The sequence below is a fragment of the Paracoccus sp. J39 genome (assembly GCF_000518925.1).
Classification (GTDB): domain Bacteria; phylum Pseudomonadota; class Alphaproteobacteria; order Rhodobacterales; family Rhodobacteraceae; genus Paracoccus.
The window spans coordinates 1-26,161 of sequence record NZ_JAEN01000028.1; the positions used below are offsets into that span (position 1 = coordinate 1).

The following is a 26,161-nucleotide window of genomic DNA, read 5'->3' on the forward strand; positions in this document are numbered from 1 at the left end:
CAGGGCGGCGCGCTCTCCCTGGCGTCCAGCGTTCTTTTCGGGCTGCTGCTTTTGGCCTGCGTTGCGCTGTGGATCATGGTGCGGCGCGGGCTGGTCTGAGCCTGCGCCGCGGCGGGCTCACATGCCGCTGTAAAGCGGGAAGCGCGCGCAAAGCGCCTCGACCTCGGCCTTGACGCGGGCCTCGACCTCGGCATTGCCCGCCTCGCCATGCGCGGCCAGCCCGTCCACCACCTCGACGATCCAGCGGGCGATCTGGCGGAACTCCTCCTCCTTGAAGCCCCGCGTGGTGCCGGCCGGGGCGCCCAGACGGATGCCCGAGGTCACGAAGGGCTTCTCGGGATCGAAGGGCACGCCGTTCTTGTTGCAGGTGATATGGGCGCGGCCCAGGGCCGCCTCGGTCGCCTTGCCGGTCACGCCCTTGGGGCGCAGGTCCGCCAGGCACAGGTGGTTGTCGGTGCCGCCCGAGACGATGTCGATGCCGCCGCGCATCAGCTCGTCCGCCATGGCGCGGGCATTGGCGACGACCTGCGCGGCATAGTCCCTGAACTCGGGGCGCAGCGCCTCGCCGAAGGCCACCGCCTTGGCGGCGATCACATGCATCAGCGGGCCGCCCTGCAGGCCGGGGAACACGGCCGAGTTGATCTTCTTGGCGATCTCGGCATCGTTGGTCAGCACCATGCCGCCGCGCGGGCCGCGCAGCGATTTATGCGTGGTCGTGGTCACCACATGGGCATGCGGCAGCGGCGAGGGATGCTGGCCGCCCGCCACCAGCCCGGCGATATGGGCCATGTCGACCATCAGCCAGGCGCCCACCTCGTCGGCGATCTTGCGGAATTCGGCCCAGTCCCAGATCCGCGAATAGGCGGTGCCGCCGGCCAGGATCAGCCTGGGCTTCGTCTCATGGGCCTTTTTGCGGATCTCCTCCATGTCCAGCAGCTGGTCCTGCTGGCGCACGCCGTAGCTGACGACGTTGAACCACTTGCCCGACATGTTGACCGGCGAGCCATGCGTCAGGTGGCCGCCCGAATTCAGGTCGAGCCCCATGAAGGTGTCGCCCGGCTGCAGCAGCGCCAGGAACACCGCCTGGTTCATCTGGCTGCCGCTGTTCGGCTGGACATTGGCGAAGCCGCAATCGAAGAGCTGCTTGGCGCGTTCGATGGCCAGCTCCTCGACCACGTCGACATATTGGCAGCCGCCGTAATAGCGCTTGCCGGGATAGCCTTCGGCATATTTGTTGGTCAGGACCGAGCCCTGCGCCTCAAGCACCGCCTTCGAAACGATGTTCTCGGACGCGATCAGCTCGATCTCGTCGCGCTGGCGGCCAAGCTCCTGGCGGATCGCCCCGAAAATGGCAGGGTCGCGGGTGGCAAGCTCATCGGCGAAGAAGCCCGCCCGGGATGGGTGTTCGTTCATGTCCTCTTTCTCCTTGTTGCCGCTATCCGGTCCAACCCAGCGCGGTCGAGATGCTGTTCATGGTCTGCATCAGCGGTATGGAAATCTCCGGCCCCGGCCGGTGGCGATTGTCGCCAAGCAGCCTGACCTGCACCCCGTGCACCCGTTCCAGATCGGCACGGACGCGGCCGAAGCGACCGGCCATGTTGGGAAAGCGTTCGCCAATGCCGGCCTGGCCGGTCAGGAAAACCACGGCAGCGCGGCTGCATTCATATTCCTGGCCGATGCGGCCGAAGATGTCGCCGCGCACCGCCGGGTCCCGGACCAGCGCCGCATAGGTCTCGGCGATCCGCATATCCGCGTGGAACAGCGATTTCTCGACCTCGTCCACGATCAGCCGGAAGATGCGCGAATCGCGGAGCATCCGCCGCAGAAGCGCGTCGCCGTCCTCGCGGTGGAAGCGCCGGAAGGTCTCGACGGCGGTGCCGAAGCCATACCAGCCGGTGATCAGGTGGCGGTTCTGCGACCAGGCAAAGACCCAGGGTATCGCCCGCAGGTCCTCGAGCCCGCCGGCGCCGAAGCGTCGGGTGGGGCGCGAACCCATCTTCAGCAGCGCCAGCTCCTCGACCGGGCTGGCCTGGCGGAAATAGTCGATGAAGCCGGGCCGGTGCAGCAGCGCGCGATAGGCGGTGCAGGACATGTCCGCCAGGGCTTCCAGCGTGTCGTTGAATTCCGGCCGCACCGGCTCGGGCGTCGCCTGCAGCGACTGCGCCAGGACCGAGGAGACCAGCAGCTCCAGCTCGTATTCCGCGGTGCTGCGATTGGCGAATTTCAACGACACGACCTCGCCCTGTTCGGTGGTGCGCAGCTGGCCGTTGATGGTGCCGCGCGGCAGGGCGGCGATGGCGCGTTCGGTCGGCGCGCCGCCGCGGCTGACCGAGCCGCCGCGGCCGTGGAAGAAGACCGGCACCAGCCCGTGCCGCGCCAGCACCGCCATGATGCTGCGCTGCGCCTTTTCCAGTTCCCAGGTGGAACACAGGAAGCCGCCGTCCTTGTTGCTGTCGGAATAGCCCAGCATGACCTCGACCCGGTTGTCCTCGGTCACCAGGCTGCGGCGGGCCAGCGGCACGCGCAGCAGCTCGTCCAGGATCCGCGGCGCGGCGCGCAGGTCGTCGATGGTCTCGAACAGCGGCACGACGCGCAGGTCCAGCCGCTCGGCCCCGAAGCCGGCATGGCGGGCCAGCAGGAACACCGCCAGCAGATCGTCGCAGGAGCGCGTCATGGACAGGATGAAGGTGCCGATGGCCTGCGGATCGGCGCCGAACCGGGCGCGATGCAGCAGCGCCAGCAACTCCAGCAATTCCCGCGCCTCGTCGCCAAGGGCGTCGCGGTCCAGCCGGGGCAGTTCCTCTTGCCCCAGTTCGCTGCGCAGCCGCCGCGACCATTCCGCGCTGCCATATTCCGGCGCCGGGCCGGACTGCGCCCAGATCCCGGCCAGCACCCGCGTGGTGACCGAGGAATTCTGCCGCACGTCCAGCGTCACGGTGCGGAAGCCAAAGACCTCGGCCTGCCAGCGCAGCGGCCGCACCAGCCGATGCGCCAGCGTCTCGGCGCCGATCTCGGCCAGCGCCGTCTCGACCCGGCGCAGGTCGGCGAGGAAATCGCGCAGATGCGGATAGGCCGGTCCCGGCCCGCCGGCCAGCGCAGCGATGCGGCGCTGCATGGCGCTTGCCGCCTGGCGGAACAGCTCGCCCGGATTGCGCTGTCGGTCGGCGGCGGGCAGGTCCGCGGCGTCGATCACCGCCGCCAGCCGCGCGCGGGTCTCGGGCCGCAGGCCGGCGATCTCGCTGCTGATGCTCAGATGCCGGGCGGCCAGCGTCAGGCCCTGAAGATAGCGGTCGAGGATCGCGTCGCGCCCCAGCTCCAGCGCGGCGCGGGTGGTCTCGACCGTGACATGCGGGTTGCCGTCCCGGTCGCCGCCGATCCAGGAATGGAAGCGCAGCGGCGCGCCGGTTTCCTCGCCGGGGCCGTAGCGGCCGGCGACGGCGTCGTGGAACTGCCGCACCAGGTTCGGCACCGCGTCGAACAGGCTGTCGCGGAAGAATTGCAGCCCCCATTCGATCTCGTTCAGGGGCGAGGGCCTTTGCCGGCGCAGCTCTCCGGTCAGCCAGAGCAGGTCGATCTCGCTTTCGATCTCGGCCATCAGCGCCGCCCGTTCCTGCCGCGTCCAGCGCTGGCTTTCCAGCCGGACCAGCGCGCGATAGATGCGGCGGTGGATTTCCAGCACCGTGACGCGCTTGGCCTCGGTCGGATGGGCGGTGATGGTGGGGCCGACGCGAAGCTGGCGCAGGCTGCGCGCGACGCTTTCGCGCGGCATGTCGGGGGCGGATTGCAGGGTCCGGGCCAGGCTGCCCTCGATCGCCGCGCGGCCCGAGCGGGACTCGACCGTGCGGCGCAGCCGCATGGCGGCATGTTCGTCGATGATCCGCAGGAGCTGGAACCAGATGTCGAGCCCCTGCAGATAGGCGCTCATCTCTGCTTCCTGCGGTTCCGCCGCCTCGCCGGTCAGCAGCGGCAGGACCTGCGGCGCGTGGCGCTGGATGACCCGGTGCCAGAGGCCGCGCAGCTCGCCGCGCAGCCGGTCGGCCTGACCCGCCGACGGCTCGGCACCGATATCCGCCACCCCCGCCCGCATCTCAGTTCACCCGGTCGCGGGGCTCGCGGCCCGCAAAGAAGTCTTCGAGGTTCTGGATGACGCGGAAGCCCATGGCCTCGCGCGCCTCGCGGGTGGCACTGCCCAGATGCGGCAGCATCACCAGCCGGTCGCAATCCTTGAGTTGCGGGTTGATGTTCGGCTCTCCGTCGAAGACATCCAGCGCCGCGCCGCCGATGGAGTCGAACCACAGCGCATGGGACAGCGCCGTCTCGTCGATCACCTCGCCGCGGGCGGTGTTGATCAGGAAGGCATCCGGCCGCATCAGGTCCAGCCGGCGCGCATCGATCAGGTGACGGTTCGATGCGCCCCCCGGGCAATGCAGCGAGATGAAGTCGCACATGGGCATCAGCGCGTCCAGGCTGTCCACCTGCACGGCGTTGCATTGCGCCAGCACCTCGGGCGCGACCGGGCTGCGGTTGTAGACCAGGATGGTCATGCCGAAGCCGTGATGGGCGCGCCGGGCCATTTCCTGGCCGATGCGGCCATAGCCGACGATGCCCAGCGTCTTGCCCGAGACCTTGGTGCCGACCAGATGCGTCGGCCGCCAGCCGGTCCAGAGCCCGGCGCGCAGCTCGCGCTCGCCCTCGCCGGCCCGGCGGGCGACCATCAGAAGCAGGGTCATCGCCAGATCGGCCGTGCATTCGCTCAGCACGTCGGGGGTGTTGGTCACCACGATGCCATGCCGGCTGACGCGGTTCAGGTCGATATGGCTGTAGCCGACGCCGTAATTGGCCAGGATCCGGGTCTGGGGCCGGTCCAGTTCCAGCGCCGGGGTGCCGATCCTGTCGGTCACCGTCGGCAGGATCGCGTCATATTCCCGCATGGCCGCCCGAAAATCCTCGGGCGCCAGGGGTTTGTCCGCAAGGTTCAGCTGCACGTCGAAGATTTCGGACAGCCGCGCCTCGACCGCTGCGGGCCAGCGGCGGGTGACAAGAACTCGGGGTTTTGCCATCGCCGCCCCCTATTGCATGACGCGAGCGATGGTTTCGCCGATCACGGCCGGATTCTCGGCCATGGTGACGCCCGCCGCCGCCAGGATCTCGACCTTCTCGCTGGCACTTTCCCCGAAGGCCGAGATGATCGCCCCGGCATGGCCCATGGTGCGGCCCTTGGGCGCGGTCAGGCCGGCGACATAGGCCACCACCGGCTTGCTGACATGGTTGCGGATATATTCCGCCGCCTCGGCCTCCTGCGGGCCGCCGATCTCGCCGATCATGCAGATCACATGGGTTTCGTCGTCCTGCTCGAAATGCTCCAGCACGTCGCGGAAGGACGAGCCGTTGATCGGATCGCCGCCGATGCCCACGCTGGTCGAGACGCCCAGCCCGCGCTCTTTCAGCTGCGCCGCCGCCTCATAGCCCAGCGTGCCCGAGCGGCCGATGATGCCGACATTGCCCGGCAGGTAGATATGGCCCGGCATGATGCCCAGCATGGCCTTGCCGGGGCTGATGGTGCCGGCGCAGTTCGGGCCGGTCAGGATCATCCGCCGTTCCTTGGGATAGCGGTACATGTAACGCTTGACGCGGATCATGTCCTGGGCGGGGATGCCGTCGGTGATGCAGACGCAGTAACGGATGCCGGCATCGGCGGCCTCCATGATGCTGTCGGCCGCGGCGGGCGGCGGCACGAAGACCAGCGTGGCCTCGGCCCCGGTCTCGGCCACCGCCTGCTTGACGGTGTCGAAGACCGGCACGCCCTCGCAGGTCTCGCCGCCCTTGCCGGGCACGACGCCGCCGACGACATTGGTGCCGTAGTCGATCATCTCGCGGGCATGGAAGCGGGCCATCTTGCCGGTGATGCCCTGAACGATGACGCGGGTTTCGCGATCCAGAAAAATGCTCATCAGACGGCCCTCAGGTTGGGATTGCGCTGGGTATCGGCGCGCCATGCGGCGACGGCGCGCTCGGCGGCTTCCATCAGGGTGGTGGCGCGGATCAGCGGCAGGCCGCTTTGCGCCAGGATCTTCTGGCCTTCCTCGACATTGGTGCCGGCCAGCCGGACCACCACGGGCACCGGCACCGGGTTCTCGCGCAGCGCGCGGACCACGCCCTCGGCCACCCAGTCGCAGCGGTTGATGCCGGCGAAGATGTTGACCAGGATCGCCTGCACGTTCTTGTCCGACATGACCAGGTTGAAGGCCCGCGCCACCCGTTCCGGCGTGGCGCCGCCGCCGATGTCGAGGAAATTCGCGGGCTCGCCCCCGGCCAGCTTGATCGTGTCCATGGTGGCCATGGCGAGGCCCGCGCCATTGACGATGCAGCCGATATTGCCGTCCAGGCCGACATAGGACAGGCCGTGGTCGGCGGCACGGGATTCCCGCGGGTCCTCCTGCGACTTGTCGCGCAGTTCGAGGATCTGCGAGTGACGGAACAGCGCGTTGTTGTCGAAGGTCATCTTGGCGTCCAGCGCCAGGATGCGGTCGTCGCTGGTCACGACCAGCGGGTTGACCTCGACCATCGTCGCGTCAAGCTCTCGGAAGGCGCGATAGCAGCCGCGCAGGGTGCGCACCATCTGCTGGACCATGGCGGGCTTGATGCCGAGCGCGAAGGCGATCTCGCGGCACTGGAATTCCTGCAGGCCCACGGCCGGCTCGACGGTGGCGCGCACGATGCTGTCGGGCTTCTCGGCCGAGATCTCCTCGATCTCCATGCCGCCCTCGCCGCTGGCGACGATCATCACCCGCTGGCTGGCGCGGTCCAGCACGAAGCCCAGATAAATCTCGCGGGCGATGGGCACGGCCGCCTCGACATAGACGCGATAGATGCCCTTGCCCTCGGGGCCGGTCTGGTGCGTCACCAGCTTCTGGCCGAACATCGCCTCGGTCGCCGCCTGGATCTCCAGATCGCTGTCGCAGAGCTTGACGCCCCCGGCCTTGCCGCGGCCGCCGGCATGGACCTGCGCCTTGACGACCCAGCGGTCGCCGCCCATCTCGCGGGCGCGATAGGCCGCCTGTTCGGGGCTGTAGGCCAACGCGCCCTGCGGAATGCCGACCCCGAAGCGGTTGAGTATTTCCTTGGCCTGGTATTCGTGGATGTCCATGTTCGCCTCCTCCCTCGGGCGCCGTTATTCGGCCGCGACCGTCGTCTGGTAATGATCCTCAAGCCGCTCGGTGATCCGGCCCATGTCGATATTCGCGCCCATCCCGGTCATCGCCGCGGCGAAGCGGGTGACGATGTCGGTGATCGCCTTCCGGTTCAGCAGGTTCAGGATGCCGATGCGGATCTGCACCGGCTCGGACAGCGTGGGCCAGATGCCGAAGCCCTGGGCGCGGCAGTTCTGCACCAGCTCCATCTCGCGGCCCTTCAGCGCCTCGGGCAGGTTCAGCACCACCAGCGAGGTCATGTTCGAGGTCACCTTGCAACCCATCGCCGTCACCGCGTCGCGCAGCGCCGCCTCGTGGAAGGCATAGGCCTTGGCGCGGCCGGCCACGGTCTGCTGCAGCAGGATACGCAGCGCCTCGTGGAAGGCGGCGACGGCATAGGCGCTGTGGGTGCGGTGATAGCTGCCCTTTTCCACATCCTTGCCGTCGATGATGCCCCAGTGCCGCGCCTCGAGGATCGGGTGATGCACGAAGGTCCGGCAGCCGGTCCGGCGCAGTTCCGCGATGTAGCGGTCGCTGAAGCTGACCGGCGCATAGGTCAGCGGCAGGCAGCAGATGCCCTTCTGCGGGCAGGAGGCCCAGCCATGCACGCCCGGATAGTCGTCGATGCGGAAATCCTCGACGCCCAGCGACGAGACCGCATCGACCAGCCCCATCGCACCGTGCCGTTCGCAGGCATCGGAAAAGCCGCGCATGTCGTTGGTCCGGCCCGAACCGGTTTCCCAATGCGCCATGGCGGCCCATTTCGGCTTGTGCTCGGCCAGCGCCGCCTCGACGATCTCGGCGGTCACGGACTGGCCGTGCGGCACGGTCACGACCTTGACCGAGGCCGGCTGCGGGTCCATCGGATTGGCGGCCAGCTCCTCGGCGGTGGCCGCCTTCATGCGCAGGGTCAGCCCGTCGATGCCCGAGAAGGTGCCATTGACGAAGACCACCACCTTGTCGCCCGGCAGCACGGCACTGAACAGGCAGTCGAGCCCGCTCCAGCCGGTGCCGGCGACGCCGAAGGTATGGATGTTCGCGGTGCCCATCACCTCGCGCAGCATCTGCTTGCATTCGATCATGCCGCGCAGCACATCGGCCTGCATGTGATCCGCGACCCCGGCGCTGGCAAAGCGTTGCAGCACCCGCAGGTCGGTATTGCCCGGTCCCGGGCCGGCCGCGAGAGTGTTGGGAATTTCAAGCTGCGGGAAGATCGCCACTTCAGCCATGATATTTCCTTACGATTAAGTTTCTTTAACTTCAAGAAAACCTCTCTCGACAGATGCCGCAACGTAAGATTATGCTGCTTCTCGGTATCCCTTTGGGTGGTCATATCCCTACCCAAAGGAGTGGGAGGACAAGATGCCGAAAAATTTCCCAGGCTTTTCCGCCTTTTACACGCGTGGGGCGGGCTGATGCGCACCGTCAGCAGCGTGGAAAAGGCGGTTACGATCATGCTGGGCGACAGCAATCCGCTGGTCCTGTCCGCCATGTCCGAGGTTTTTCAGCGCGACACGCGCTTTTCGCTGCTGGCCACCTCGGCCACGGCCGAGGGATTCCTGGCCACCGTGATGCGGATCCCCGCCCAGGTCGGAATCATCGACTGGAGCCTGCCCGCCATGGGCGGCGCCAAGCTGCTGGAACAGTTGCGCGAGCAGGAGGGGGCGCCGCGCATCGTGGTCTATGGCGACCAGGCCAGCGAGGCGCATCTGGGCGCGCTGGGGGCGGGCGCCGCCGGTTTCGTCGCCCGCAGCGACCCGGCCGAGACGCTGCTGGAGACCTGCCTGGCCGTGGCCGCGGGCAAGATGGTCTTTCCCTATCTGGACGTGCGCGCGCTGCAACGGAGTCCGCTGCAATCGCTGTCCCCGCGCGAGATGGACATGCTTGAGGCGCTGTCCAAGGGCCTGACCAACCGCGAGCTGTCGCGCGAGCTGGGCATCTCGGGCAATACGGTCAAGTTCCACCTCTCGAACCTCTACGAAAAGCTCTCGGTGCGCAGCCGCGCCCAGGCCATCGCCTTCTATTATTCCAGCCGCCACGGCCCCCCGCCCGGCAGGGGGAGCGACTGAATCTGTGGCAGATCGGAACCGATGGGAAATTTTATTTCTTGACTGGAAATACCAATCTGCCTTCTCTTGTCGCATTCCCCCACATGTCGCAGGAGCGTTCCGCCATGAGCTTCCACCCCATCGAACAAGCCCCCGCCCGCCTGAACCGCAGCGAGCTTGCCGTGCCCGGCAGCCAGCCGCAAATGTTTCAAAAGGCGGCGGATTCCGACGTCGACGTGATCTTCCTCGACCTTGAGGACGCGGTCGCGCCGGACGAGAAGCCGCAGGCCCGCAAGAACATCATCAAGGCCCTGAACGAGATCGACTGGGGCAAGAAGACCATGTCGATCCGAATCAACGGGCTCGACACGCATTACATGTATCGCGACGTCGTGGACGTGGTCGAACAGGCCGGCGAGCGGCTGGACCTGATCATGATCCCCAAGGTCGGCACCGCCGCCGATGTCTATGCGGTGGACATGCTGGTGACGCAGATCGAGGACGCGAAGGGTCTGAAGAAGCGCATCGGTTTCGAACATATCATCGAGACGGCGCTGGGAATGCAGAACATCAACGAGATCGCCGCCGCGTCCAAGCGCAACGAAAGCCTGCATTTCGGCGTCGCCGACTATGCCGCCTCGACCCGCGCCCGCACCACCGTGATCGGCGGCGTGAACGAGCATTATTCCGTCCTGACCGATGCCGATCCCGAAGGCGGCCGCCACGTCCATTGGGGCGACATGTGGCATTATGCGCTGTCGCGCATGGTCGTCGCGGCGCGCGCCAACGGCTTACGGCCGATCGACGGGCCCTTCGGCGATTTCTCGGACCCCGAGGGCTACAAGGCCGCCGCCTATCGCGCCGCGGTGCTGGGCTGCGAGGGGAAATGGGCCATNGCCGACAACCGCACCGGAGGGCCCGCGATGCGGAAACGCCGCTGTCCGCTGCGGAACGGCAGCAGCGCCTGTTCCACCACGGCGCCGATCTCGGCATCCAGCGCATGGGACTGGGTCAGCAGCGATTGCGCCTGCGCCAGCGCGCCGATGCGCTGGCGCAGCACCGCGCGCGCCTCCTGCCCCGAATGGGTCTGCAGCGTCTGGTTGACGATGGCCGACACCACCGTCAGCGTGTTCTTCATCCGGTGGCCCAGCTCGCCGTTCAGCAGCCGCATCTGGCGGCTGGCCTCGACCTTGCCGGTGGTCTCGATCACCGTGTCGATCATGCCGCGCACCACGCCGGTCTCGTCGCGGATCGGGCTGTAGCAGAAGGTGAAATGGCATTGCTCGGGATAGCCGTAGCGGTCGATGACCAGCGGGAAATCCTCGATGAAGGTGGCCTCGCCGGCATAGGCGCGCTCGGCGATGGGGCCGATCTCGGGCCAGGCCTCGCGCCAGATATCGGCGAAGGAGCGGGCGAGCACATGCCCCTTGTCGCCCAGGATCGGCCGGAAGGCGTCATTATACAACGAGACCAGCCCGGGCCCCCAGACGATGCATTTGGGGAATTTCGAGTTCAGCGCCATGCCGACCGCGATCTTCAGCGCCGAGGGCCAGCCGTCGGGCGGGCCAAGCTCGTTTCTGCTCCAGTCATGGGCGCGAATCGCCCGGGCCATCTCTCCGCCACCGTCCAGAAAATGCACCGAACCGCCCATTCCCCCACCTTTCCGTGCCACCCGCACCCGTCCCGCCGCCGGGTTCGTCCCGGCGCAACGCAACAACCCCCGCCCGGGTTGCGCAGGCAGGGGCCGGACCGCCTCCGGAGGGCGGGTGACAGGAATGTCGGACGCGGCCGGTGCGGACGTGGGGACGGTTCCGTCCGGCGGCAAAGCCTCTGGCGAACCCGGCACAACATGCGCCCTGCCGCCGCTTGGCCGGATCGGGCCGCGCCCTCCGCGCCAATCCGCAGAGGGAACAACCTGGCCCTCCGGCAGGTTCCTTTCCCGATGCAAGCCGAGGGACGTCCGATACATCACGAGGAGACCCGCAATGTCCGCACCACGCACGAATCTGGAAAAGCAGAAACGCCGCCACCTTGTCCCGATCATCGGGATCATCGCCGTCGTGCTGGTGGTGATCGCCGCCTTCCTGTGGTGGTTCGACGACGAGACCAGCAATCCCGAGATTCCCGGCCAGGTGCCGGGCCCCGTGGACGAGATCACCGAGCCCGCCCCCGCCGGAACCGGCACCGAAACCGGAACCGCGCCGCCCGAAACCGCGCCGCCGCCTGCAGAGCCGGCGGAATGAACCACCGGCGCGGCCGCCACCTGTCCTGAGGGCCGGGCGACCGGAACCATACCCGGCGGGGAGAGCGTCGCAGGCGCCTTTCAGGCCCAACCCCGCGGCTGGCCAAGGGAGAACCGGCAGCCGGAGGGGGCGCGGGCGCCGGTCATTGGCGCCTTGCGATGCCGGTCCGGGCGGTATGCGCGGGCGGCTGGCAAGGTCCTGCGGCCAGCAACGCCACCTAGGCGGTCACGCGCAGGATCGCCGCCCCAGCGCGCCAGCAGCAGGAAATGCATGAAGCTCAAAGCACACCCCAGACCAGCCGGCTGCTTGCAAGCCGAAGCCCGGCCGGCGAGCCGGCAGTTCCGACCGCGCGCAGAAAGGAACGGTGGTGATCGCCGCGAACAGGCTGAACCAGCCCGGGCCCCCGCCGTCCACCGCAACGACGCGGTTACGGGCCGCGAGAAATAGATGCTGAACATCGGCGTAGCGCCGCCGCCCGGATCCTCTGCAGGTCCGCGCGGCGGTCCAAGGCGCCCTGCAACACCCTGCCCGCCATGACCGGACCCGAAACCAGGTTGATCTCGCGATTCTCGATCCCCGGGGCCGCATCTGCGCGCAAAGCCGGAGGCAGGGCACCGGCCAGTCCGATCCCGTCACCGGGAGACCGGCGTCTCCGGCTCGACCCTGATCCGGCGGCGCTTGGCGCCGGTTTCGGGCGGCAGGCCGTGGTGAAAGGCCAGCTCGGGCAACGCACAGCCCAGGCGCCGCGCCATGGCGGCAAGGCCGGTGCGCAGCGCCGCCTCGGTTCCCCAAGCCGCGCCGTCCAGCCAGAGATGCAGCACCGCGCCGCGCTGGATGACCCGATAGTCCCGCAGCGCCTGCGGCAGGCAGGCGATGGCGGTGCGGATCGCCTCGGAAGTGACCAGACGCGGACCCGTGGCCGAGGTCCACCACAGCATGTCGTCCTCGCGGCCCTCGATCCGGGCGATGCGCTGGCTGGCGCAGCCGCAGGGGCAAGGCTCGGGATCGGGGATCAGCACGTCGTCCAGCCGATAGTTCAGGATCGGCAGGCTTTCGCGGGTGAAATCGTGGACGATCGGACAGAACGCGCCCGTGGCCCTGTCGATCACGTCGCGGTCGATGCGCAGCCAGCGTTCATTCAGGTGCAGGTGGCCCAGCCGGCAGGTCATCGCCAGAACGCCCTCGGTCGCCTGATAGACCTGATCGACGCGAATGCCGAAGGCGCGTTCGATCAGCGCCGCATCCTCGGGCGACAGCGTCTCGGCGACCGAGATCACCCGGCGCGGCGCCAGGGCCAGCCCGCCCGCCGCCTGCCGTTCGGCCAGCAATGCCAGGATGCGCGCGGGCGCGATCAGCACGCTGGGGTTCAGTTCGGCCAGCCGGGGCAGATGCGCCTCGAAAGGCGACAGCAGGTCGAAGAAGGCAAAGCGGACCAGCGCATTCGACAGGCTGCGATACAGCGCATTGTCGGCGCGCATGAAAAAGGCCACGCGCTGGCGCCGCCACAGTTCCGGCCAGTAGCGCCCCAGCATGATCGCGGCCCAGAGCCGCCTTTCCCGCGGCGTCGCCAGAAACAGCCCGCGCTGGCCCGAGGTGCCGGTGGACAGCCCGACCGAGACATCGCCGATCAGCGGACGGAAATCGCGGCTGGCCTCGGCGCGGATGGCGATCTGCATCGCCCTGTCGCGGTCGATGCCGCAGGTGTTGATGGCCGAGAAATGCGCCATCAGCCGCGCCTTGTCCATGCGCGGCAGCGCCTCCAGCGGCCGGTCGGCCATGCCGCGATAGAAGGGCGAGCGCGGCATGACCTGCGCGCTGAACCGGCGGAAGGCGGCAGCGTGATGCGCCTCGATCCGGGCGCGAGACGCGAAGCCGCGGCCATGGCGGCTGTGCAGGAAGGCGGTCAGGCTCATGGTGCGGTCTCGGGGCAATGCGACGGGTCGATGGCGATGTCGGGACGGCGCTGCATCAGGGCGCGCAGCCGCGCGAAGGTCCGGCGATAGGCGGCGGCATCGCCCAGGCGCGCCAGCACCGGGCCGGGCGGCGGCCGGTTTCGGCGCAACGGCGCCCGGCCATAGGCGGCATCGGCGACCAGGAAGCGCGCGGCCCCGGGCAGCCACAGCCCCGTCTGGCCGGCGCCGTGGCCGGGCAGCGGCACGGCGATCAGCCGACCGTCGCCCAGCAGGTCGTGGCCTTGCGGGAATTCGGGCAGGCCGGTGGGGACCGCCGGCCGCGCCTCGACCCTCTGCGGATCGCGCGCCAGGATCGCGTCGCGCAGAAGCGGCGGACAGGCAGCGCGCAGGCTGGCCAGATCGCCGAGCGTCCGCAGCTCGGCAATCGCCGCGGCCGAAGCCATGACCGGAATGCCGGCCGGCAGGTCGATCAGCCCGGCGCTGTGGTCGGCATGCATATGGGTCAGGAACACCAGATCCGGCAGGCGCGGCAATTGGCGCAGCAACTGCTCCTGCCCCGGCAGCCGGACAGGGGTCAGCCAGCGATAGAACCGCGCCGGAAAGCCGCGCGTCGCGGCGAAAAAGGCGGGGCCGTAGCCGGTATCGACCAGCACGCAGGCGCTTTCGGTCTGGATCAGCGTCGCCAGCGCCGGAAACCGCGCAAAGCCTGGGCCGGGCAGCCCGGCAGCCCAGGCCGGGGCGCGGCATTCGCCGATCTTCAGCGTGGTCAGGCGAAGCATTCCGCCACCCCTTCCTCGAACCCCACCCGCGGCCGATAGCCCAGATCCCGGCGCGCGGCCGAGATGTCCAGCGTCAGGCTGCTGCCCAGCGAGGCCACGGCCTGCAGGGTCAGCCGGGGCTCGGCCCCGCCGCGCATCCGCGCCAGCCGCTCGGAGGCCCCGGCCAGCCAGCGCGCCAGCCCGTGCGGCAACGGCATGCCGCGCAGGCGCAGCCCGCCGCGATGCGCGATGATCTCGGCCAGGTCGCGGAACCGAAAAGCCTCGCCCGAGGTGATGTTCCACACCCCGCCGCGCGGGCCCGAGGCGGCCAGGATCATCCCCCGCGCCGCATCGTGGCGATGCGTCAGGTCGATCAGCGCCCGGCCGCCGCGGATCATCGGCACCCGGCCGCGGCGCATGGCCTCGATCAGGCGCGGCAGCAGCGCCCGGTCGTGGCGGCCGTAGATGGCGCGCGGACGGATCGCCGTGCAGGCCATGGCACCGGCATGGGCCAGCACCATCCGCTCGGCCTCGCGCTTGCTTTCGGCGTAAAGCGACAACGGCCGGGCCGGCAGCGGCGCATCCTCGGCCAGGTCCAGCCTGTCGGTGCCGTCGGCATAGATGCTGGGCGAGGAAGCAAGGACGAAGCGCATGACCCCTGCCCTTTCGGCGGCCTCCAGCAGCCGCCGGGTCGCCAGCACGTTCGCGGCATGGAACTCCTCCCGCGTGCCCCAGGCGGAGCTCAGCGCGGCGCAGTGGAATACCACATCGATGCCGTCCAGCAGCGGGCCCAGATCGGCGCGGACCAGATCGGCGGCGCGAAAGCCGGGCAGCGCCACGGGCTGGCGCGCGGTGGTGCCGACATCCCAGCCATGGAGCGACAATTGCTCGACCAGCGCGCGGCCCAGGCAGCCGCTGGCCCCTGTCACCAGCGCGCGCATCAGAACCGCACCAGCGTACCGCCGAGCGAAATCCCGGCCGAGGTCCCCATCAGCAGCGCGGTATCCCCACGCACCAGCCGCCCCGAGCGCACCGCATGATCCAGCGCCGTCGGGATCGAGGCGGCGATCTGGTTGCCGGCGCGGGAAAAGATGTCGATCACCCGCTCGGGCGGCAGCCACAGGTTGCGGGTCGCGTGCTGCAGCGCCTGGGCGCTGGCCTGATGCGGGATGACGCAGCCGATGCCGTTCAGCCCGACATCGGCCTTTTTCAGCAGCCTTTGCAGAAAGCGCGGCAGATAGCGCAAGGCAAGCTTGAAGGCCTTGCCCCCGTCCATGTGAAAGCGGTCCTCGCCCGGCGCGATGCCGCGGGCCGGATTGACCCGCGTGCCGCCGGCCGCCAGCACGCAGGCGTCGTGGCCATGGGCATAGGTCTGGAAATCATGCGCCAGAACCGCGCCCTTGCCGCCCGCCTCGACCACCACGGCCGCGGCGCCGTCGCCGAAGATCGCCGCGGCCTCGGGCCGCTTCCAGTCCAGCCCGACCGAGGCGATGTCCGAGGAAAACACCAGCACCCGCCGCGCCCGGCCGCATTGGACATGCATCGCCGCAAGGTCCAGCGCCTGCAGGAAGCTGAGGCAGGTGGCATTCACGTCGAAGGCCGGAATGCCGGACCGGCCCAGCCCCAGGCGATCCTGCACCAGCGTCGCGGTCGAGGGGATCGGCTGCTCCATCACCCCGCAGGCGCCCAGGATCATGTCCAGGTCCCGCGGCGCGCAGCCGGCCATCTCCATCGCCCGGCGCGCCGCCTCGGCGCCCATGAACGAGGTCGTCTCGTCCGGCATGGCGACATGGCGCGAGGCGATGCCGAAGCGCGCTTCGCATTCGCCCGGCGCCCAGCCCATGCGGTCGTCGATATCGGTCGAAAGCAGGACCGTGCGGGGCAGGTAGCTGCCGGTCCCGATGATCGTGAGGTTGATCGGAGGCATCTTGAGGCACCATTACTGAACAATGTTCATTAACGTTGACAAGCGCGGCGATTCCTGTCAAGCATATTTTTGAACACAGTTCAGGAACGCCATGGCCAGACCCAGACAATACGATCACGACGCCCTGCGGACCCGCACGATCGAGGCGGCCAAGCTGCTTCTGGAAGAGGGCGGACCGGCGGCGCTGACCGCCCGCGCCCTGGCGAGTGCGGTCAAGACCACGCCCGGCACCATCTACAACCTCTTCGACAGCATGAGCGCGGTGCTGCAGGAGGTGAACCGGCAGGCGCTGGTCGATCTGGCCATCGCCGTGGATGCGGTGCGCGAGACCGATCCGCGCGCGCGGCTGCTGGCGCTGGCCGAGGTCTATGTGACCTTCATGCTGGATCGCCGCGCGGTCTGGCGCGCGCTGTTCGAGGGACCGCGCATCTCGAACAATTTTCCCGACTGGTATCTGGCGCAGATCGACGGGCTGATCGGCCGCATCACCCAGCCGGTCGCGGCCTTGCAGCCCAAGGGCGACCCGCGCCTGCTGGCCGAGCAGCTGCTGCTTTCGGTGCATGGCATCGTGGCGCTGGCGGCCATCGACCGGCTGGACCTCATCACCAAGCAAAAGCCCATGGACCTGGCGCATGCGGCGGTCGAGCGCATGATCGCCGCTATCCGCGCCGGGGCCGAGTGATGCCTGCGCTGCGGCACCGGCCATGCGCGGCGCGCTGATCCTGGGCTCGGCCCGCTGCGGCTCGACCCTGGTGTCGCAGATCCTGAACGCGCATCCGGCCGTCCTGTCGGTCTCGGAGCTTTTCGCCGCCGCGGGGCATAACGCCTTTCGCCCGGCGCATCTGGATGGGGCACGGTTCTGGGCGCAGATGGCCACGCCGTCGCGCGCCATGTCGCAGGTGGCCAATCCGGATGCCGCGCCGTCGGAATTCCTTTACGGCCGGGTTCCGCAGCCCGCGCATGACCCCTGGCATTGCCCGCCGATCCTTGCCGTCGCGCTGCCGCATCTGAGCCGCGACCCCGACGCCCTGTTCGCCGCGCTGGCCGCGCAGATGCGCCGGCGGCCCCAGGCCCCGCTGGCCGCGCATTATCGGGCGCTCTTCCAGGCGATGGCGCAGCAGATCGGCGGCCGCAGGATCTGGGCCGAGCGGTCGGGCGGCTCTCTCGTCGCCGCGGCGACGCTGCGCGGCATGTTTCCCGATGCGGCGCTGGTGCTGCTGACCCGCAGCGGGCCCGAGACGGCGCTGTCGATGCGCGACTATCCGGCGGCGCGGCTGGCGATCTGGTGCTGGCGGCGGCTCGGGCCCCTGGGCCTCGACCTGCTGCACCCGCGCCGGCATTTCGGGCGCGGCGCGCTATGGCCGCTGGTCGCCGCGGTCGGCGGGCGTTCCGGCGTCCGCCGCATCGTCTCGCAGCGGCCCGGCCTTGCCGAGACCGGGGCCTTCTGGTCGGCGGTGATGGTCCGCGGCCTGCGGGGCCTGCAGGGCGCCCGCCCGCTGATCCTGCGCTACGAGGATCTGTGCCGGGAACCGGGCATCTGGATCGAAAGGCTGGGGCTGCATCTGGACGCCGGCGCGCCCGCCGCATGGCTGGACCGGACGGCAGGCATGCCGCAGCAGCGCCCGTCGCGCCTTGCCGCCCTGTCCGCCGACGAGCGCCATGAGCTGGAGCGCGCCTGCGCCCCCGGCGAAGCGGCGCTGGCCGCCTATGCCTCGGGCTTGTCCGCCGGGGCCGCCCGCCTGCAAGGGTGATCCGCCACGGCCGGCGGGCGGCCTTGGCGCGCCACCCGCCGCGACGCGATGGCGCCGGGGCATCCCGGGGCCGCGCAATCGCCAGCGCGGATCACGGCAGCGGGATGGCATTCGCGGGAAAATTGTGGAAACTTCGGCCCTTCAGGCGCTTTTCGCGCCGAGTCGAAGTCTTCGGCGCCCGATCGATCCGCAAAAGAGAAAGGGACGCATGTCACAGACACCCGCACAGGACAAACCCATCGGCCAAGGCCACGAGGACGATCCCGGCGACCTCCTGCGAGAACAGGAGGCATTGGCCGGCCATCACGACCCCGATACCAGCATCGAGGCCCTGCCGCAGCCCGAAGGACCGACCGAGATCATCACCACCGATTACGAGATCGGCCAGGACAATATCGAGGGCGTCAAGCCGGTCGCCTTCGACATCCACAACCCGGTCTTCGTGATCTCGGCCGCGACGGTGGTGGTGTTCACCGCCGTCACGCTGATGTTTCCCGCCGTGCTCGGGCCGTTCTTCGGCGGCTTGCGGGACATGGTGACCGGCCGGTTCGACTGGTTCTTCCTGATCGCCGGCAATGTCTTCGTGCTGCTCAGCCTGGGGCTGATCCTGTCGCCTCTGGGCTCGGTCCGGCTGGGCGGGCCCGAAGCCAGGCCCGATTTCAGCCTGACCGGCTGGTTCTCGATGCTGTTCGCCGCGGGAATGGGGATCGGGCTGATGTTCTACGGCGTCAGCGAGCCGCTGGGTCATTTCACCGCCGCCCTGGGCGGACCGGTGGTCGAGGGCGGGCTGCGCACCGACTGGGCGCCGCTGGACGGCGCGGCGGGGGATGAGCTTGCCGCCCGCCGGCTGGCGATGGCCGCGACGATCTTCCACTGGGGCCTGCACCCCTGGGCGATCTATGCCGTGGTCGCGCTGGCTCTGGCGCTGTTTGCCTATAACAAGGGGCTGCCGCTCACGCTGCGCTCGGTCTTTCATCCGATCTTCGGCGACAGGATCTGGGGCTGGCCGGGCCATGTCATCGACGTGATGGCGGTGATGGCGACGCTGTTCGGGCTGGCCACATCGCTGGGAATCGGGGCCGAGCAGGCTTCGGCCGGCTTCGGCTTCCTGTTCGGTTGGAGCGCCACCGACACCTCAAAGATCGTGCTGATCATCGCGATCACCGCCGTGGCGACGACCTCGGTGGTGCTGGGCGTGGAAAAGGGCGTCAAGCGCCTGTCCGAGATCAACATGGTGCTGGCCCTTATCCTGCTGTGCTTCGTGATCTTCGCCGGGCCGACGGCCCAGATCGTCAGCGGCTTCTTCGGCAACCTGGGCGCCTATGCCGCGAACATCCTGCCGCTGTCGAACCCGTTCGGGCGCGACGACGACAATTTCCGGCAGGGCTGGACGGCCTTTTACTGGGCCTGGTGGATCAGCTGGTCGCCCTTTGTCGGCATGTTCATCGCCCGCGTCAGCCGCGGCCGCACCGTGCGGCAGTTCCTGGTCGCGGTGCTGATCGTGCCCTCGATCATCTCGGTGCTGTGGATGACCGCATTCGGCGGCACGGCGATCTCGGTCACGCTGGCGGGCTTTTCCGGCGTGACCGAGGCGGCGCTGGAATTGCAGCTGTTCCAGATGCTGTCGCAGCTGCCGCTGACCGCGATCACCAGCTTCGTGGGCATCATCCTGGTCATCGTCTTCTTCGTGACCTCTTCGGACTCGGGGTCGCTGGTGATCGACACCATCGCGGCGGGCGGCAAGATCCACGCGCCGATGCCGCAGCGCATCTTCTGGTGCAGCTTCGAGGGGCTGGTCGCCATCGCGCTTCTGCTGGGCGGCGGGCTGACGGCCCTGCAGGCGATGGCGGTCTCGACCGGGCTGCCTTTCACGCTGGTGCTGCTGGGCGCCTGCTGGGCCATCGTCAAGGGCCTGATCGGGGAACGGCGAGAGCTTGCCTGACCCAGCCGCGCCGTAGCGGAGCGGGCGGGCCCTGGCCTGTCCGTTCCGACGGCACCGACCGGCGGGATGCCGGCTGGCGGATACCCGGTTCACCCGTGGCCGCGCAGGAGGCCGCGCGGTCAGCCTGCTGACGGGTGGGAGCCGGCAGCCGTCGCCGGTGAAGTAATAGCCCGGATATTGCTGGAAACAGGTCTCCATGAAACGCTGGTGGTCGGCCCAGACCGTACGCATCTGACCCGGCCAGCTGTCGGCGATGCACAGCCGATCGGCCGCGGCGTCCAGCGCGCCGGCATATCAAGGCGCCGGATCAGCCCGTGCCGGATTTCCGCCGCCGCCTGCAACGCCGAAATGCAGCCGAGGAAATCGCCCTTGGTCAGCATCTCGCGCATCAGCAGGATCGAGCCTGCCTCGATGATGCTGTTGGCCGGCGCCACCCCGGCATCCATGAAAAAGGCATCGACCACATGCACGGGCTGGATCGCGCGCCGTCGCCGAAAGGCGGCCAGCGCACCGGGCAGCAGGACCGAACGCGACATCGGCAGCGCGCCGATGACGATCTTGCCGACCGCCTGCTCCAGCTCGTGAAAGGCCAGCCTTGCGGCCTGCGGCAGGTCGCGCGCGGCCCGGCTGGCGACGAGGCCGAAGGGGGTGCGCTGGAACAGGGGCCGCCCTGCCTCTTGCTCAAGCTGCGAGATGGCGCGGTGAACCGTCGGCTGCGACAGCTCCAGCGACCGTGCAGCGAGGGTGAAGTTCTCGAACTCGCAGACGCGGATCAGGGCGATGAGCTGCGCGTGACTGGCGTCAGCCGCAACCGGGGCGACAGCTCGACCAGCGGCGGGTCCAGCGCGCGGCAGGGCTTCTTTCCGACCCGGCGGGGCGAAATCCTGGCCAGGCGGAGCCGGCGGGCCTTTGCCCGGGCGAAAAAGGGCTGGGCGCGCCGCAGCTCCACCTGTTCGAGCCGCACCAGACCGAGCAGATGGGCTGGAAGCCCGAAACCTTCCTGGACATCACGCCGGTCTGGGACATCCGCCACCGCCCGATTTCATCCGGGGCGGAGCCGTCGCCACATGCCATAGAGATCGCGGGGATCGTCGGGATCGGCCAGCAGATCGAGCCGGTCGAAGAAATCGGTGCCCTGCACGCGAGCATGGACATAGCGCAAGGCGCTGAAATCCTCGATGGCAAAACCGACGCCATCGAACAGCGTGATCTGCTGATCGGACAGGCGACCGGGACACCGGCCGGACAGGACCTGCCATAGCTCGGTCACCGGGAAATCCTCCGGCATCTGCTGGATTTCGCCCTCGATCCGGGTCTGTTCGGAAAATTCCACGAAGACGTCCGAGCGCAGCAGGATGTCGCGGTGCAGCTCGGTCTTGCCGGGGCAATCGCCGCCGATGGCGTTCACATGCATCCCCGCGCCGACCATGTTGTCCGTCAGGATCGTCGCGCATTTCTTGTCCGCGGTGCAGGTGGTGACGATGTCGGCACCCTCGACGGCGTCATGGGCGGTGCGGCATTCGGTCACCGAAAGCCCCGCGGCCCGCAGGTTCGCCGCCGCCTTGCGGGTTGCCGCCGGGTCGATGTCGTAGAGCCGGACCCGGTCGATGCCGCAGATCGTCTGCAGGGCGATGGCCTGGAATTCGGCCTGGGCGCCGTTGCCGATCAGCGCCAGAACCCGCGCGTCCTTGCGCGCCAGCGCGCGCGTGGCGACCGCGGACATCGCCGCCGTCCGAAGCGCGGTCAGCAGCGTCATCTCGGCCATCAGCAACGGATAGCCGGATGCCACCTCGGACAGGGCGCCGAAGGCCACCACCGTCTGCAGTCCCCGCCGCTGGTTGACGGGATGTCCGTTCACATATTTGAACGCATAGTGCCGCCGGTCCGAGATCGGCATCAGCTCAATCACCCCCTCCGCGGAATGGGAGGCAAGGCGCGGCGTCTTGTCGAACTCGTCCCAGCGCAGGAAGTCGGCCTCGATGCAGGCCGCCAGTTCCTCGAGTGCCAGCGGCAGTCCGATGGAATGCACCAGCCTCGCCATGTTTTCGACGCTGACGAAGGGGACACGGGCACGATCCGGCAAGAGCATGGCGAACATCATCCTGGGTGGGTTTCGGATCTGATCGATGACGAGCGATCTTCAAACCTGTCCCGATGGCCCGTCGCAAGGTCATCGGGAGGTTTCATTCTAGGGCATCGGGCGGCGGAACGGGACGAAGATGCCGCGTTCCCTAGAACACCAGCGTCAGGTTGACGCTTGCGTTGAGCGCCGAAGGCCGGACCGGGGCCAGCGTCGGGTTGTCGATATAGGTGATCGCCGATTGCAGATAGGCGCCCTGTTGCAGCCGGTAGGTATAGGAGGCGAGGAAGCTGGTCGAGCTGGAAGCCGCCTCCAGCCCCAGATCGGTCGCGTTCTGCACCACCACGTCGCTGAAATAGGTCTTGGCGGCCCCGATCGAGAACACGTCGTAGGGCCGGCTCTTGAACGTCCCGATGCGATAGAAGACCAGCCCTGCGTCATGCGAGAAGGCGTTCACATCCTTCTTGGCAAAGTTCACGCTGCCGGTGACATACCAGCCCTGATAAGGCGCGGCCATGTCGGGCTGCGACAATTGGTAGGTCGCGACGACATAGCCGCCGTAATTCTTGCCGGTCGTCGCCGGATCGTCGAGATGAGCGAAGTCGGACGTGTTGTAGACGGCGCCCGCCCGCAGCCAGATGTTGCGCTGGTTCACGTCCGGCTGGACCCTGTAGCCGATCTCGTTGATGAAGACCGCCTTCGCCCCGCGGGTCGAGAATTTCAGGCCCGAATGGTTTTCCTCGCCATCGGCGAAAAGTCCGTCCGGGCTGATGCTGCGGGCGACACCGAAATGGTTGTAGAAACGCTTGTCCGCGGAAGACAGGCGAATGTCGAAGCCCGGCGCCGGTTTCAACCCGCCGACGCCCAGCCCGTAGAGGATGAAGCTTTGCGGACCAAGCGCCGAGGCGGCAAGGTTGTTGCCGATGGCCTGCCCGTAGAATTGCGACGCCATGTTGTATTGCCCGGCCTGCAGGACCACCCGCCCGTCGTTCAGCGGCACCATGGCGGAAAGCTGGTTGACATAGGCGTGGGAAAGCCCGGCCCCGGAAAAGGACGTGTAGCCGGCCACCGGGGCAAAGGTCAGAAGCGATCCCTCCGGCAGCCCGTATCGGCTCAGGTCATGCGTGAAGACCAGCGAGACCGAGGCATTCGCGGTCGGCTTCTGGCCGGTATAGATCTGTGGTCCGCCGTCGTTGCCGCGGACGTCATAGGTCAGGCCCTGGGTGGTGACGACCTGCAGGTTCCAGCCGCGGCGGAAAAGCTTCTCGCGCAGGCCGCCCAGTTCGGGGTCGATTGCCTCGCAGTTCGATGGATAGGGAACCTCGGACCCCCGGTGATTGAGCTGGTCGTATTTGGCGCAGTTCGGCAGCTCCTGCGCGACGGCCGGCGCCGTGCCGCCGGGAAGGGCCGTGGCGAACAGGCCCCCGAGCATGAGGGCCAGGGCACGCCCGCCGAAGCGGCGCGGTTTCTGCGGGTCGGGACTTTGCGTGTCGGTCACGATGTCATCTCCTGTTGGTGCGTTGGGGTCTTGTCGCCGGGTCTTCTTCGGACCCTTGGCTGGTCGTATCTGCGCCCGGCCTGCGATGCGGGCGCAGGCTTCCGTCCGGCGCCGCAACCTTCTTGCGGTCCGCCGGTCAGGGGTGGTTGGCGGCCGGGCCTTGGCCTATCGCGTCGGGCGTTCGCGATGCCGTCCGCCTGCAAGGGCCCGCTTCAGGTGGTCCGGCATGACCATTTCGACAGATCCTCCTTGCAGAGTTCCGCGAGGACGGCGACGCAGTTCCGGATCGCGGCAAGGCGCGCGATCTCGTATCCGTGGGTGTTCTGCGTGGGGAAGGCCAGGCAGGCCCCGCGCGGCGCATGGCCGTTGCGCATCACGATCGAGGCGTCGCTGCCGAAATCATGCACGACCGAGCGTTGCAGCCCGACCCCCGCCCGCGAGGCCGCGGCGGCGATCCGGCCGTTCAGCCCCTCATGGTAAAGGCCATAGCCGTCCTGCGCGTAGATCACCGGGTCCGGTCCGTCCACGATGTCGTATTCATCGGACAGGGGGGCGATCTCCAGCGCGATGATCGCATCCACGGGCTCGTTTCTGGTGAAATAGAGCGCGCCGCAGGCACCGACCTCTTCCATGGAGGAAAAGACCAGGCAGATCTCCGAGGCCGGGTTGCGGATCCGCCTGGCCAGCTCGATCAGGATCGCGACCGAGGCCTTGTTGTCCAGCGTATAGCCGGCGATGTGGTCGCCCAGCCGATAGGGCGCCTTGCGATGCCTTCCGACCAGCACGCGAGAGCCAGGCCGCACCCCCGCCTTGGCGATGTCGTCGCGGCTGCGCTTGGTCTCGACCCAGACATCCGACCATTTGACCGGCGCGGTCTCTTGCTGCGGATATTGCGGCGAGGCGCGGGTGATGTGGCGCGACCCGAAGCTGAGGACGCCCTGGATCGTCTCGTTATCGCCCAGGATATCCACGAGTCCCTCGCCATAGACCCAGGGGAAGGACGATCCCAGGGCGCGCAGCTTCAGCCGGCCATCGTCCCCGACGCCGCTGACCGATGCGCCGATTTCATCCTTGTGGGCGGTGATCGCCAGCCTGCCCGACCCGCTGCCGGGAATGCGCGCGACGAAATTCCCGGCGGCGTCCAGCGCGGCCTTGATGCCCAGTGCCGAGAACCGCTGCATAAGGAAAGCGTCGATCCGCGCCTCGACCCCGCTGGGCGAATGGCACATCACCAGCTTGCCGATCAGGTCGAACAATGCGCTGTCGCGATCCATGGCGGTCACCCCCTCTCGAAACGGCGCAGCCACTGGTCCAGCAGGCGGACCCCGTAGCCGGTGGCGTTCTTGCCGCCATAGGCCGAGCGGCGCGTGGCCCAGACGGTGCCGGCGATGTCGATATGCGCCCAGGGAGTATCGCCCACGAATTTCTGCAAGAGTTTCGCGCCGGAAACCGGGGCGGACAGGCCGGTGCCCAAAAGCCCCGCAAAGGTGCTCATGTTGGCCACATCCGCGACCGGGGTCTCGACCACATGGTCCTGGTTGGGCTGGCAGGGCATGCGCCACACAAGCTCTCCCGTCGCCCGCCCCGCTTCGTCGAGTTCGGCGGCCAGCGCATCGTTATTGGCATAGAGCCCTGCGAATTCCTCCAGCAATGCCACGGCGATCATGCCGGTCAGGGTGGCGATGTCGACGACATGGGCAGGCTGGTAGGTCTTCAGGCCATAGGCGATGCCGTCGGCCAGGACCAGCCGCCCCTCGCCATCGGTATTGCGGATCTCGATGGTCAGGCCGCCCAGGGATTGGATCACGTCGCCGGGCCGGAAGCTTTTCCCGTCGACGGCGTTCTCGGCCATCGGCACGATGGCCGCGACGTTGCAGCCCGCCTTGCGCGCGGCCGCCAGCTCGACCGCGCCCAGCACGGCGGCCCCGCCGCCCATGTCGAAGCCCATGCGCGCGATCACCGGCGCCGCGGTCTTGAGGTTCAGCCCGCCGCTGTCGAAGGTCATGCCCTTGCCGACCAGCACCGCGTCCCAGCCTTCGCGCGCCGGCGCGCCGCGCCATTCCACCACCGCCAGCAGCGGCGGAAATTCCGAGGCGCGGCCCACGGCCAGCAGGGCCGAGGCGCCCATCTCCTGCAGGGCGGCGCTGTCGAATATCCGCAAGGTCGCGCCCAGCGGCTCGAAGATCGCCGGCAGTTCCGCCGCCCATGCCTGCGGGGTCAGCCGGTTGGCCGGCGCCTCGACCCAGGCGCGGGCGCGGTTGACGGCCCGCGCCGTGCGCAGCGCCTGGTCGCGCACGCCGTCCCGTCCCGCCGGGATGAGCAGGCGCTGCGGCCAGGGCGTCGGATCGGGGTGCCTGCGCCCGGTATCGGGGCGGAAGCCGTGCAGCAGCACCCCCAGCAGGATCGCGGACAGGCGGGCATCGCCGGCCAGCGCCGCCCCGCCCGACAGCCGGGCGGTTTCCAGCCGAAGCGCCGCCATCGCCTCGACGATGTTGCCGCCCAGGCTTGCCCAGTCATGCGGCGTCGCCGTGCCGATCTCGGGCGCGCCGATCAGGATGATGCGGGCATCGGTGTCCTTCGCCGGCGGAACGTCGAGCCATTGGCCGGGCTGGGCGGCGAAGCCCGTATGGCGGATCGCCAGCGAAAGCCGGGGCTGATCCCTCTCCGGTATCGCGCCCTCCTTGCCGGCGAAGGCGAGAACGAATTCCGCCGCGGGTTCGTCGGATTGCAGGATGTCGATTTGTGTCCAGGCTGTCATGCCAACTCCCGAAAGGGCGAAGCTGCTGTTCTGCCATGCGAATCCAAGCGCCG

At 68.6% G+C, this 26,161-nt stretch carries 22 protein-coding genes and 2 pseudogenes; 6 read left to right on the top strand and 18 right to left on the bottom strand.

Going from position 1 to position 26,161, the window contains the following annotated elements; genetic code table 11:
- Positions 1-117 precede the first annotated feature (117 nt).
- From glyA to L632_RS0119170, 6 genes are read right to left on the bottom strand one after another with little or no spacing between them, the layout of a single operon-like run.
- Complete coding sequence (glyA, locus tag L632_RS0119145) at positions 118-1,413, bottom strand: serine hydroxymethyltransferase (RefSeq protein ID WP_028714596.1); 1,296 nt, start codon at positions 1,411-1,413, stop codon at positions 118-120.
- Between the two features lie 22 nt (positions 1,414-1,435).
- Positions 1,436-4,087, bottom strand: a complete 2,652-nt coding sequence (locus tag L632_RS0119150; RefSeq protein ID WP_028717379.1) for a phosphoenolpyruvate carboxylase — start codon at positions 4,085-4,087, stop codon at positions 1,436-1,438.
- Position 4,088: 1 nt separating this feature from the next.
- Positions 4,089-5,060, bottom strand: a complete 972-nt coding sequence (locus L632_RS0119155) for a D-glycerate dehydrogenase (RefSeq protein ID WP_028714598.1) — start codon at positions 5,058-5,060, stop codon at positions 4,089-4,091.
- A 9-nt stretch (positions 5,061-5,069) separates the two neighbouring features.
- Positions 5,070-5,951, bottom strand: a complete 882-nt coding sequence (gene sucD, locus L632_RS0119160; protein WP_028714599.1) for a succinate--CoA ligase subunit alpha — start codon at positions 5,949-5,951, stop codon at positions 5,070-5,072.
- Positions 5,951-7,147 carry a malate--CoA ligase subunit beta gene (locus tag L632_RS0119165; RefSeq protein ID WP_028714600.1) on the bottom strand — a complete coding sequence of 399 codons (1,197 nt, stop codon included), beginning with the start codon at positions 7,145-7,147 and terminating at the stop codon, positions 5,951-5,953. The genes sucD and L632_RS0119165 overlap by 1 nt, the downstream gene beginning before the upstream one ends.
- A gap of 24 nt (positions 7,148-7,171) precedes the next feature.
- Positions 7,172-8,419, bottom strand: a complete 1,248-nt coding sequence (locus L632_RS0119170; RefSeq protein WP_028714601.1) for an aminotransferase class V-fold PLP-dependent enzyme — start codon at positions 8,417-8,419, stop codon at positions 7,172-7,174.
- A gap of 186 nt (positions 8,420-8,605) precedes the next feature.
- Between L632_RS0119170 and L632_RS0119175 the strand changes: the two genes are divergently transcribed.
- Together L632_RS0119175 and L632_RS23170 are read left to right on the top strand one after the other, a co-directional pair.
- Positions 8,606-9,259 carry a response regulator transcription factor gene (locus L632_RS0119175; RefSeq protein WP_028714602.1) on the top strand — a complete coding sequence of 218 codons (654 nt, stop codon included), beginning with the start codon at positions 8,606-8,608 and terminating at the stop codon, positions 9,257-9,259.
- 104 nt (positions 9,260-9,363) lie between these two features.
- Positions 9,364-10,131: pseudogene (locus L632_RS23170) on the top strand (CoA ester lyase); the annotation flags it as partial.
- Here L632_RS23170 and L632_RS25210 read toward each other — a convergent pair.
- Positions 10,092-11,291, bottom strand: a complete 1,200-nt coding sequence (locus tag L632_RS25210; protein ID WP_371256006.1) for an HWE histidine kinase domain-containing protein — start codon at positions 11,289-11,291, stop codon at positions 10,092-10,094. The pseudogene L632_RS23170 and the gene L632_RS25210 sit on opposite strands and share 40 nt — an antisense overlap.
- Here L632_RS25210 and L632_RS23175 point away from each other — a divergent pair.
- On the top strand, positions 11,224-11,481 hold the full coding sequence (locus L632_RS23175; RefSeq protein ID WP_036698908.1) for a hypothetical protein: 258 nt from the start codon (positions 11,224-11,226) through the stop codon (positions 11,479-11,481). The genes L632_RS25210 and L632_RS23175 overlap by 68 nt on opposite strands.
- A gap of 632 nt (positions 11,482-12,113) precedes the next feature.
- Here the strand turns inward: L632_RS23175 and L632_RS0119190 are convergent.
- From L632_RS0119190 to L632_RS0119205, 4 genes are read right to left on the bottom strand one after another with little or no spacing between them, the layout of a single operon-like run.
- Positions 12,114-13,394 carry a F390 synthetase-related protein gene (locus L632_RS0119190; RefSeq protein WP_028714248.1) on the bottom strand — a complete coding sequence of 427 codons (1,281 nt, stop codon included), beginning with the start codon at positions 13,392-13,394 and terminating at the stop codon, positions 12,114-12,116.
- The gene (locus tag L632_RS0119195) at positions 13,391-14,173 is read right to left on the bottom strand and encodes an MBL fold metallo-hydrolase (RefSeq protein ID WP_028714249.1); all 783 of its coding nucleotides are present in this window, start codon (positions 14,171-14,173) and stop codon (positions 13,391-13,393) included. The genes L632_RS0119190 and L632_RS0119195 overlap by 4 nt, the downstream gene beginning before the upstream one ends.
- Entirely contained in the window at positions 14,161-15,093 is a 933-nt protein-coding gene (locus L632_RS0119200) for an NAD(P)-dependent oxidoreductase (RefSeq protein ID WP_028714250.1), read from the bottom strand. Before L632_RS0119200 ends, L632_RS0119195 begins: the two co-directional genes overlap by 13 nt.
- Complete coding sequence (locus L632_RS0119205; protein ID WP_028714251.1) at positions 15,093-16,079, bottom strand: 3-oxoacyl-[acyl-carrier-protein] synthase III C-terminal domain-containing protein; 987 nt, start codon at positions 16,077-16,079, stop codon at positions 15,093-15,095. The genes L632_RS0119200 and L632_RS0119205 overlap by 1 nt, the downstream gene beginning before the upstream one ends.
- Positions 16,080-16,170: 91 nt before the next feature.
- Here L632_RS0119205 and L632_RS0119210 point away from each other — a divergent pair, with 91 nt between their 5' ends.
- The 3 genes from L632_RS0119210 to L632_RS0119220 all read left to right on the top strand — a co-directional run bounded on the left by L632_RS0119210 (position 16,171) and on the right by L632_RS0119220 (position 19,772).
- Positions 16,171-16,761 (top strand): TetR/AcrR family transcriptional regulator, encoded by a 591-nt coding sequence (locus L632_RS0119210; RefSeq protein ID WP_028714252.1) that lies wholly within the window; start codon positions 16,171-16,173, stop codon positions 16,759-16,761.
- A 22-nt stretch (positions 16,762-16,783) separates the two neighbouring features.
- The gene (locus L632_RS0119215) at positions 16,784-17,830 is read left to right on the top strand and encodes a sulfotransferase (RefSeq protein WP_028714253.1); all 1,047 of its coding nucleotides are present in this window, start codon (positions 16,784-16,786) and stop codon (positions 17,828-17,830) included.
- Between the two features lie 208 nt (positions 17,831-18,038).
- Complete coding sequence (locus tag L632_RS0119220; RefSeq protein ID WP_084648153.1) at positions 18,039-19,772, top strand: BCCT family transporter; 1,734 nt, start codon at positions 18,039-18,041, stop codon at positions 19,770-19,772.
- A 119-nt stretch (positions 19,773-19,891) separates the two neighbouring features.
- On the opposite strand, the gene L632_RS24760 is transcribed toward L632_RS0119220, so the two are convergent.
- From L632_RS24760 to L632_RS23640, 7 genes and pseudogenes are all read right to left on the bottom strand, one after another.
- A complete protein-coding gene (locus tag L632_RS24760; protein WP_198019379.1) occupies positions 19,892-20,308 on the bottom strand; it encodes a hypothetical protein in 417 nt (138 codons plus the stop codon).
- Positions 20,309-20,449: 141 nt separating this feature from the next.
- Positions 20,450-20,626, bottom strand: a pseudogene (locus L632_RS25215) (LysR family transcriptional regulator); the annotation flags it as partial.
- Positions 20,545-20,805 (bottom strand): hypothetical protein, encoded by a 261-nt coding sequence (locus L632_RS25135; RefSeq protein ID WP_198019380.1) that lies wholly within the window; start codon positions 20,803-20,805, stop codon positions 20,545-20,547. The pseudogene L632_RS25215 and the gene L632_RS25135, both read right to left, overlap by 82 nt.
- Before the next feature lie 9 nt (positions 20,806-20,814).
- Positions 20,815-21,861, bottom strand: coding sequence for an ornithine cyclodeaminase (locus L632_RS0119235; RefSeq protein WP_198021852.1), 1,047 nt, complete (start codon positions 21,859-21,861; stop codon positions 20,815-20,817).
- 142 nt (positions 21,862-22,003) lie between these two features.
- A complete protein-coding gene (locus tag L632_RS0119240) occupies positions 22,004-23,350 on the bottom strand; it encodes a carbohydrate porin (RefSeq protein ID WP_028717383.1) in 1,347 nt (448 codons plus the stop codon).
- A gap of 212 nt (positions 23,351-23,562) precedes the next feature.
- Positions 23,563-24,624: a M42 family metallopeptidase gene (locus L632_RS0119245; protein WP_028717384.1), complete on the bottom strand. Its 1,062-nt coding sequence runs from the start codon at positions 24,622-24,624 to the stop codon at positions 23,563-23,565.
- Between the two features lie 5 nt (positions 24,625-24,629).
- Entirely contained in the window at positions 24,630-26,108 is a 1,479-nt protein-coding gene (locus tag L632_RS23640) for a leucyl aminopeptidase family protein (RefSeq protein ID WP_051476499.1), read from the bottom strand.
- Between the last annotated feature and the right edge of the window lie 53 nt (positions 26,109-26,161).

Coding starts and splice junctions, on each gene's coding strand:
- glyA (WP_028714596.1), bottom strand. CDS start 1,413: ATGAACGAACACCCATCCCGGGCGGGCTTCTTCGCCGATGAGCTTGCC.
- L632_RS0119150 (WP_028717379.1), bottom strand. CDS start 4,087: ATGCGGGCGGGGGTGGCGGATATCGGTGCCGAGCCGTCGGCGGGTCAG.
- L632_RS0119155 (WP_028714598.1), bottom strand. CDS start 5,060: ATGGCAAAACCCCGAGTTCTTGTCACCCGCCGCTGGCCCGCAGCGGTC.
- sucD (WP_028714599.1), bottom strand. CDS start 5,951: ATGAGCATTTTTCTGGATCGCGAAACCCGCGTCATCGTTCAGGGCATC.
- L632_RS0119165 (WP_028714600.1), bottom strand. CDS start 7,147: ATGGACATCCACGAATACCAGGCCAAGGAAATACTCAACCGCTTCGGG.
- L632_RS0119170 (WP_028714601.1), bottom strand. CDS start 8,419: ATGGCTGAAGTGGCGATCTTCCCGCAGCTTGAAATTCCCAACACTCTC.
- L632_RS0119175 (WP_028714602.1), top strand. CDS start 8,606: ATGCGCACCGTCAGCAGCGTGGAAAAGGCGGTTACGATCATGCTGGGC.
- L632_RS23175 (WP_036698908.1), top strand. CDS start 11,224: ATGTCCGCACCACGCACGAATCTGGAAAAGCAGAAACGCCGCCACCTT.
- L632_RS0119190 (WP_028714248.1), bottom strand. CDS start 13,394: ATGAGCCTGACCGCCTTCCTGCACAGCCGCCATGGCCGCGGCTTCGCG.
- L632_RS0119195 (WP_028714249.1), bottom strand. CDS start 14,173: ATGCTTCGCCTGACCACGCTGAAGATCGGCGAATGCCGCGCCCCGGCC.
- L632_RS0119200 (WP_028714250.1), bottom strand. CDS start 15,093: ATGCGCGCGCTGGTGACAGGGGCCAGCGGCTGCCTGGGCCGCGCGCTG.
- L632_RS0119205 (WP_028714251.1), bottom strand. CDS start 16,079: ATGCCTCCGATCAACCTCACGATCATCGGGACCGGCAGCTACCTGCCC.
- L632_RS0119210 (WP_028714252.1), top strand. CDS start 16,171: ATGGCCAGACCCAGACAATACGATCACGACGCCCTGCGGACCCGCACG.
- L632_RS0119215 (WP_028714253.1), top strand. CDS start 16,784: ATGCGCGGCGCGCTGATCCTGGGCTCGGCCCGCTGCGGCTCGACCCTG.
- L632_RS0119220 (WP_084648153.1), top strand. CDS start 18,039: ATGTCACAGACACCCGCACAGGACAAACCCATCGGCCAAGGCCACGAG.
- L632_RS24760 (WP_198019379.1), bottom strand. CDS start 20,308: ATGTCGCGTTCGGTCCTGCTGCCCGGTGCGCTGGCCGCCTTTCGGCGA.
- L632_RS0119235 (WP_198021852.1), bottom strand. CDS start 21,861: ATGCTCTTGCCGGATCGTGCCCGTGTCCCCTTCGTCAGCGTCGAAAAC.
- L632_RS0119245 (WP_028717384.1), bottom strand. CDS start 24,624: ATGGATCGCGACAGCGCATTGTTCGACCTGATCGGCAAGCTGGTGATG.
- L632_RS23640 (WP_051476499.1), bottom strand. CDS start 26,108: ATGACAGCCTGGACACAAATCGACATCCTGCAATCCGACGAACCCGCG.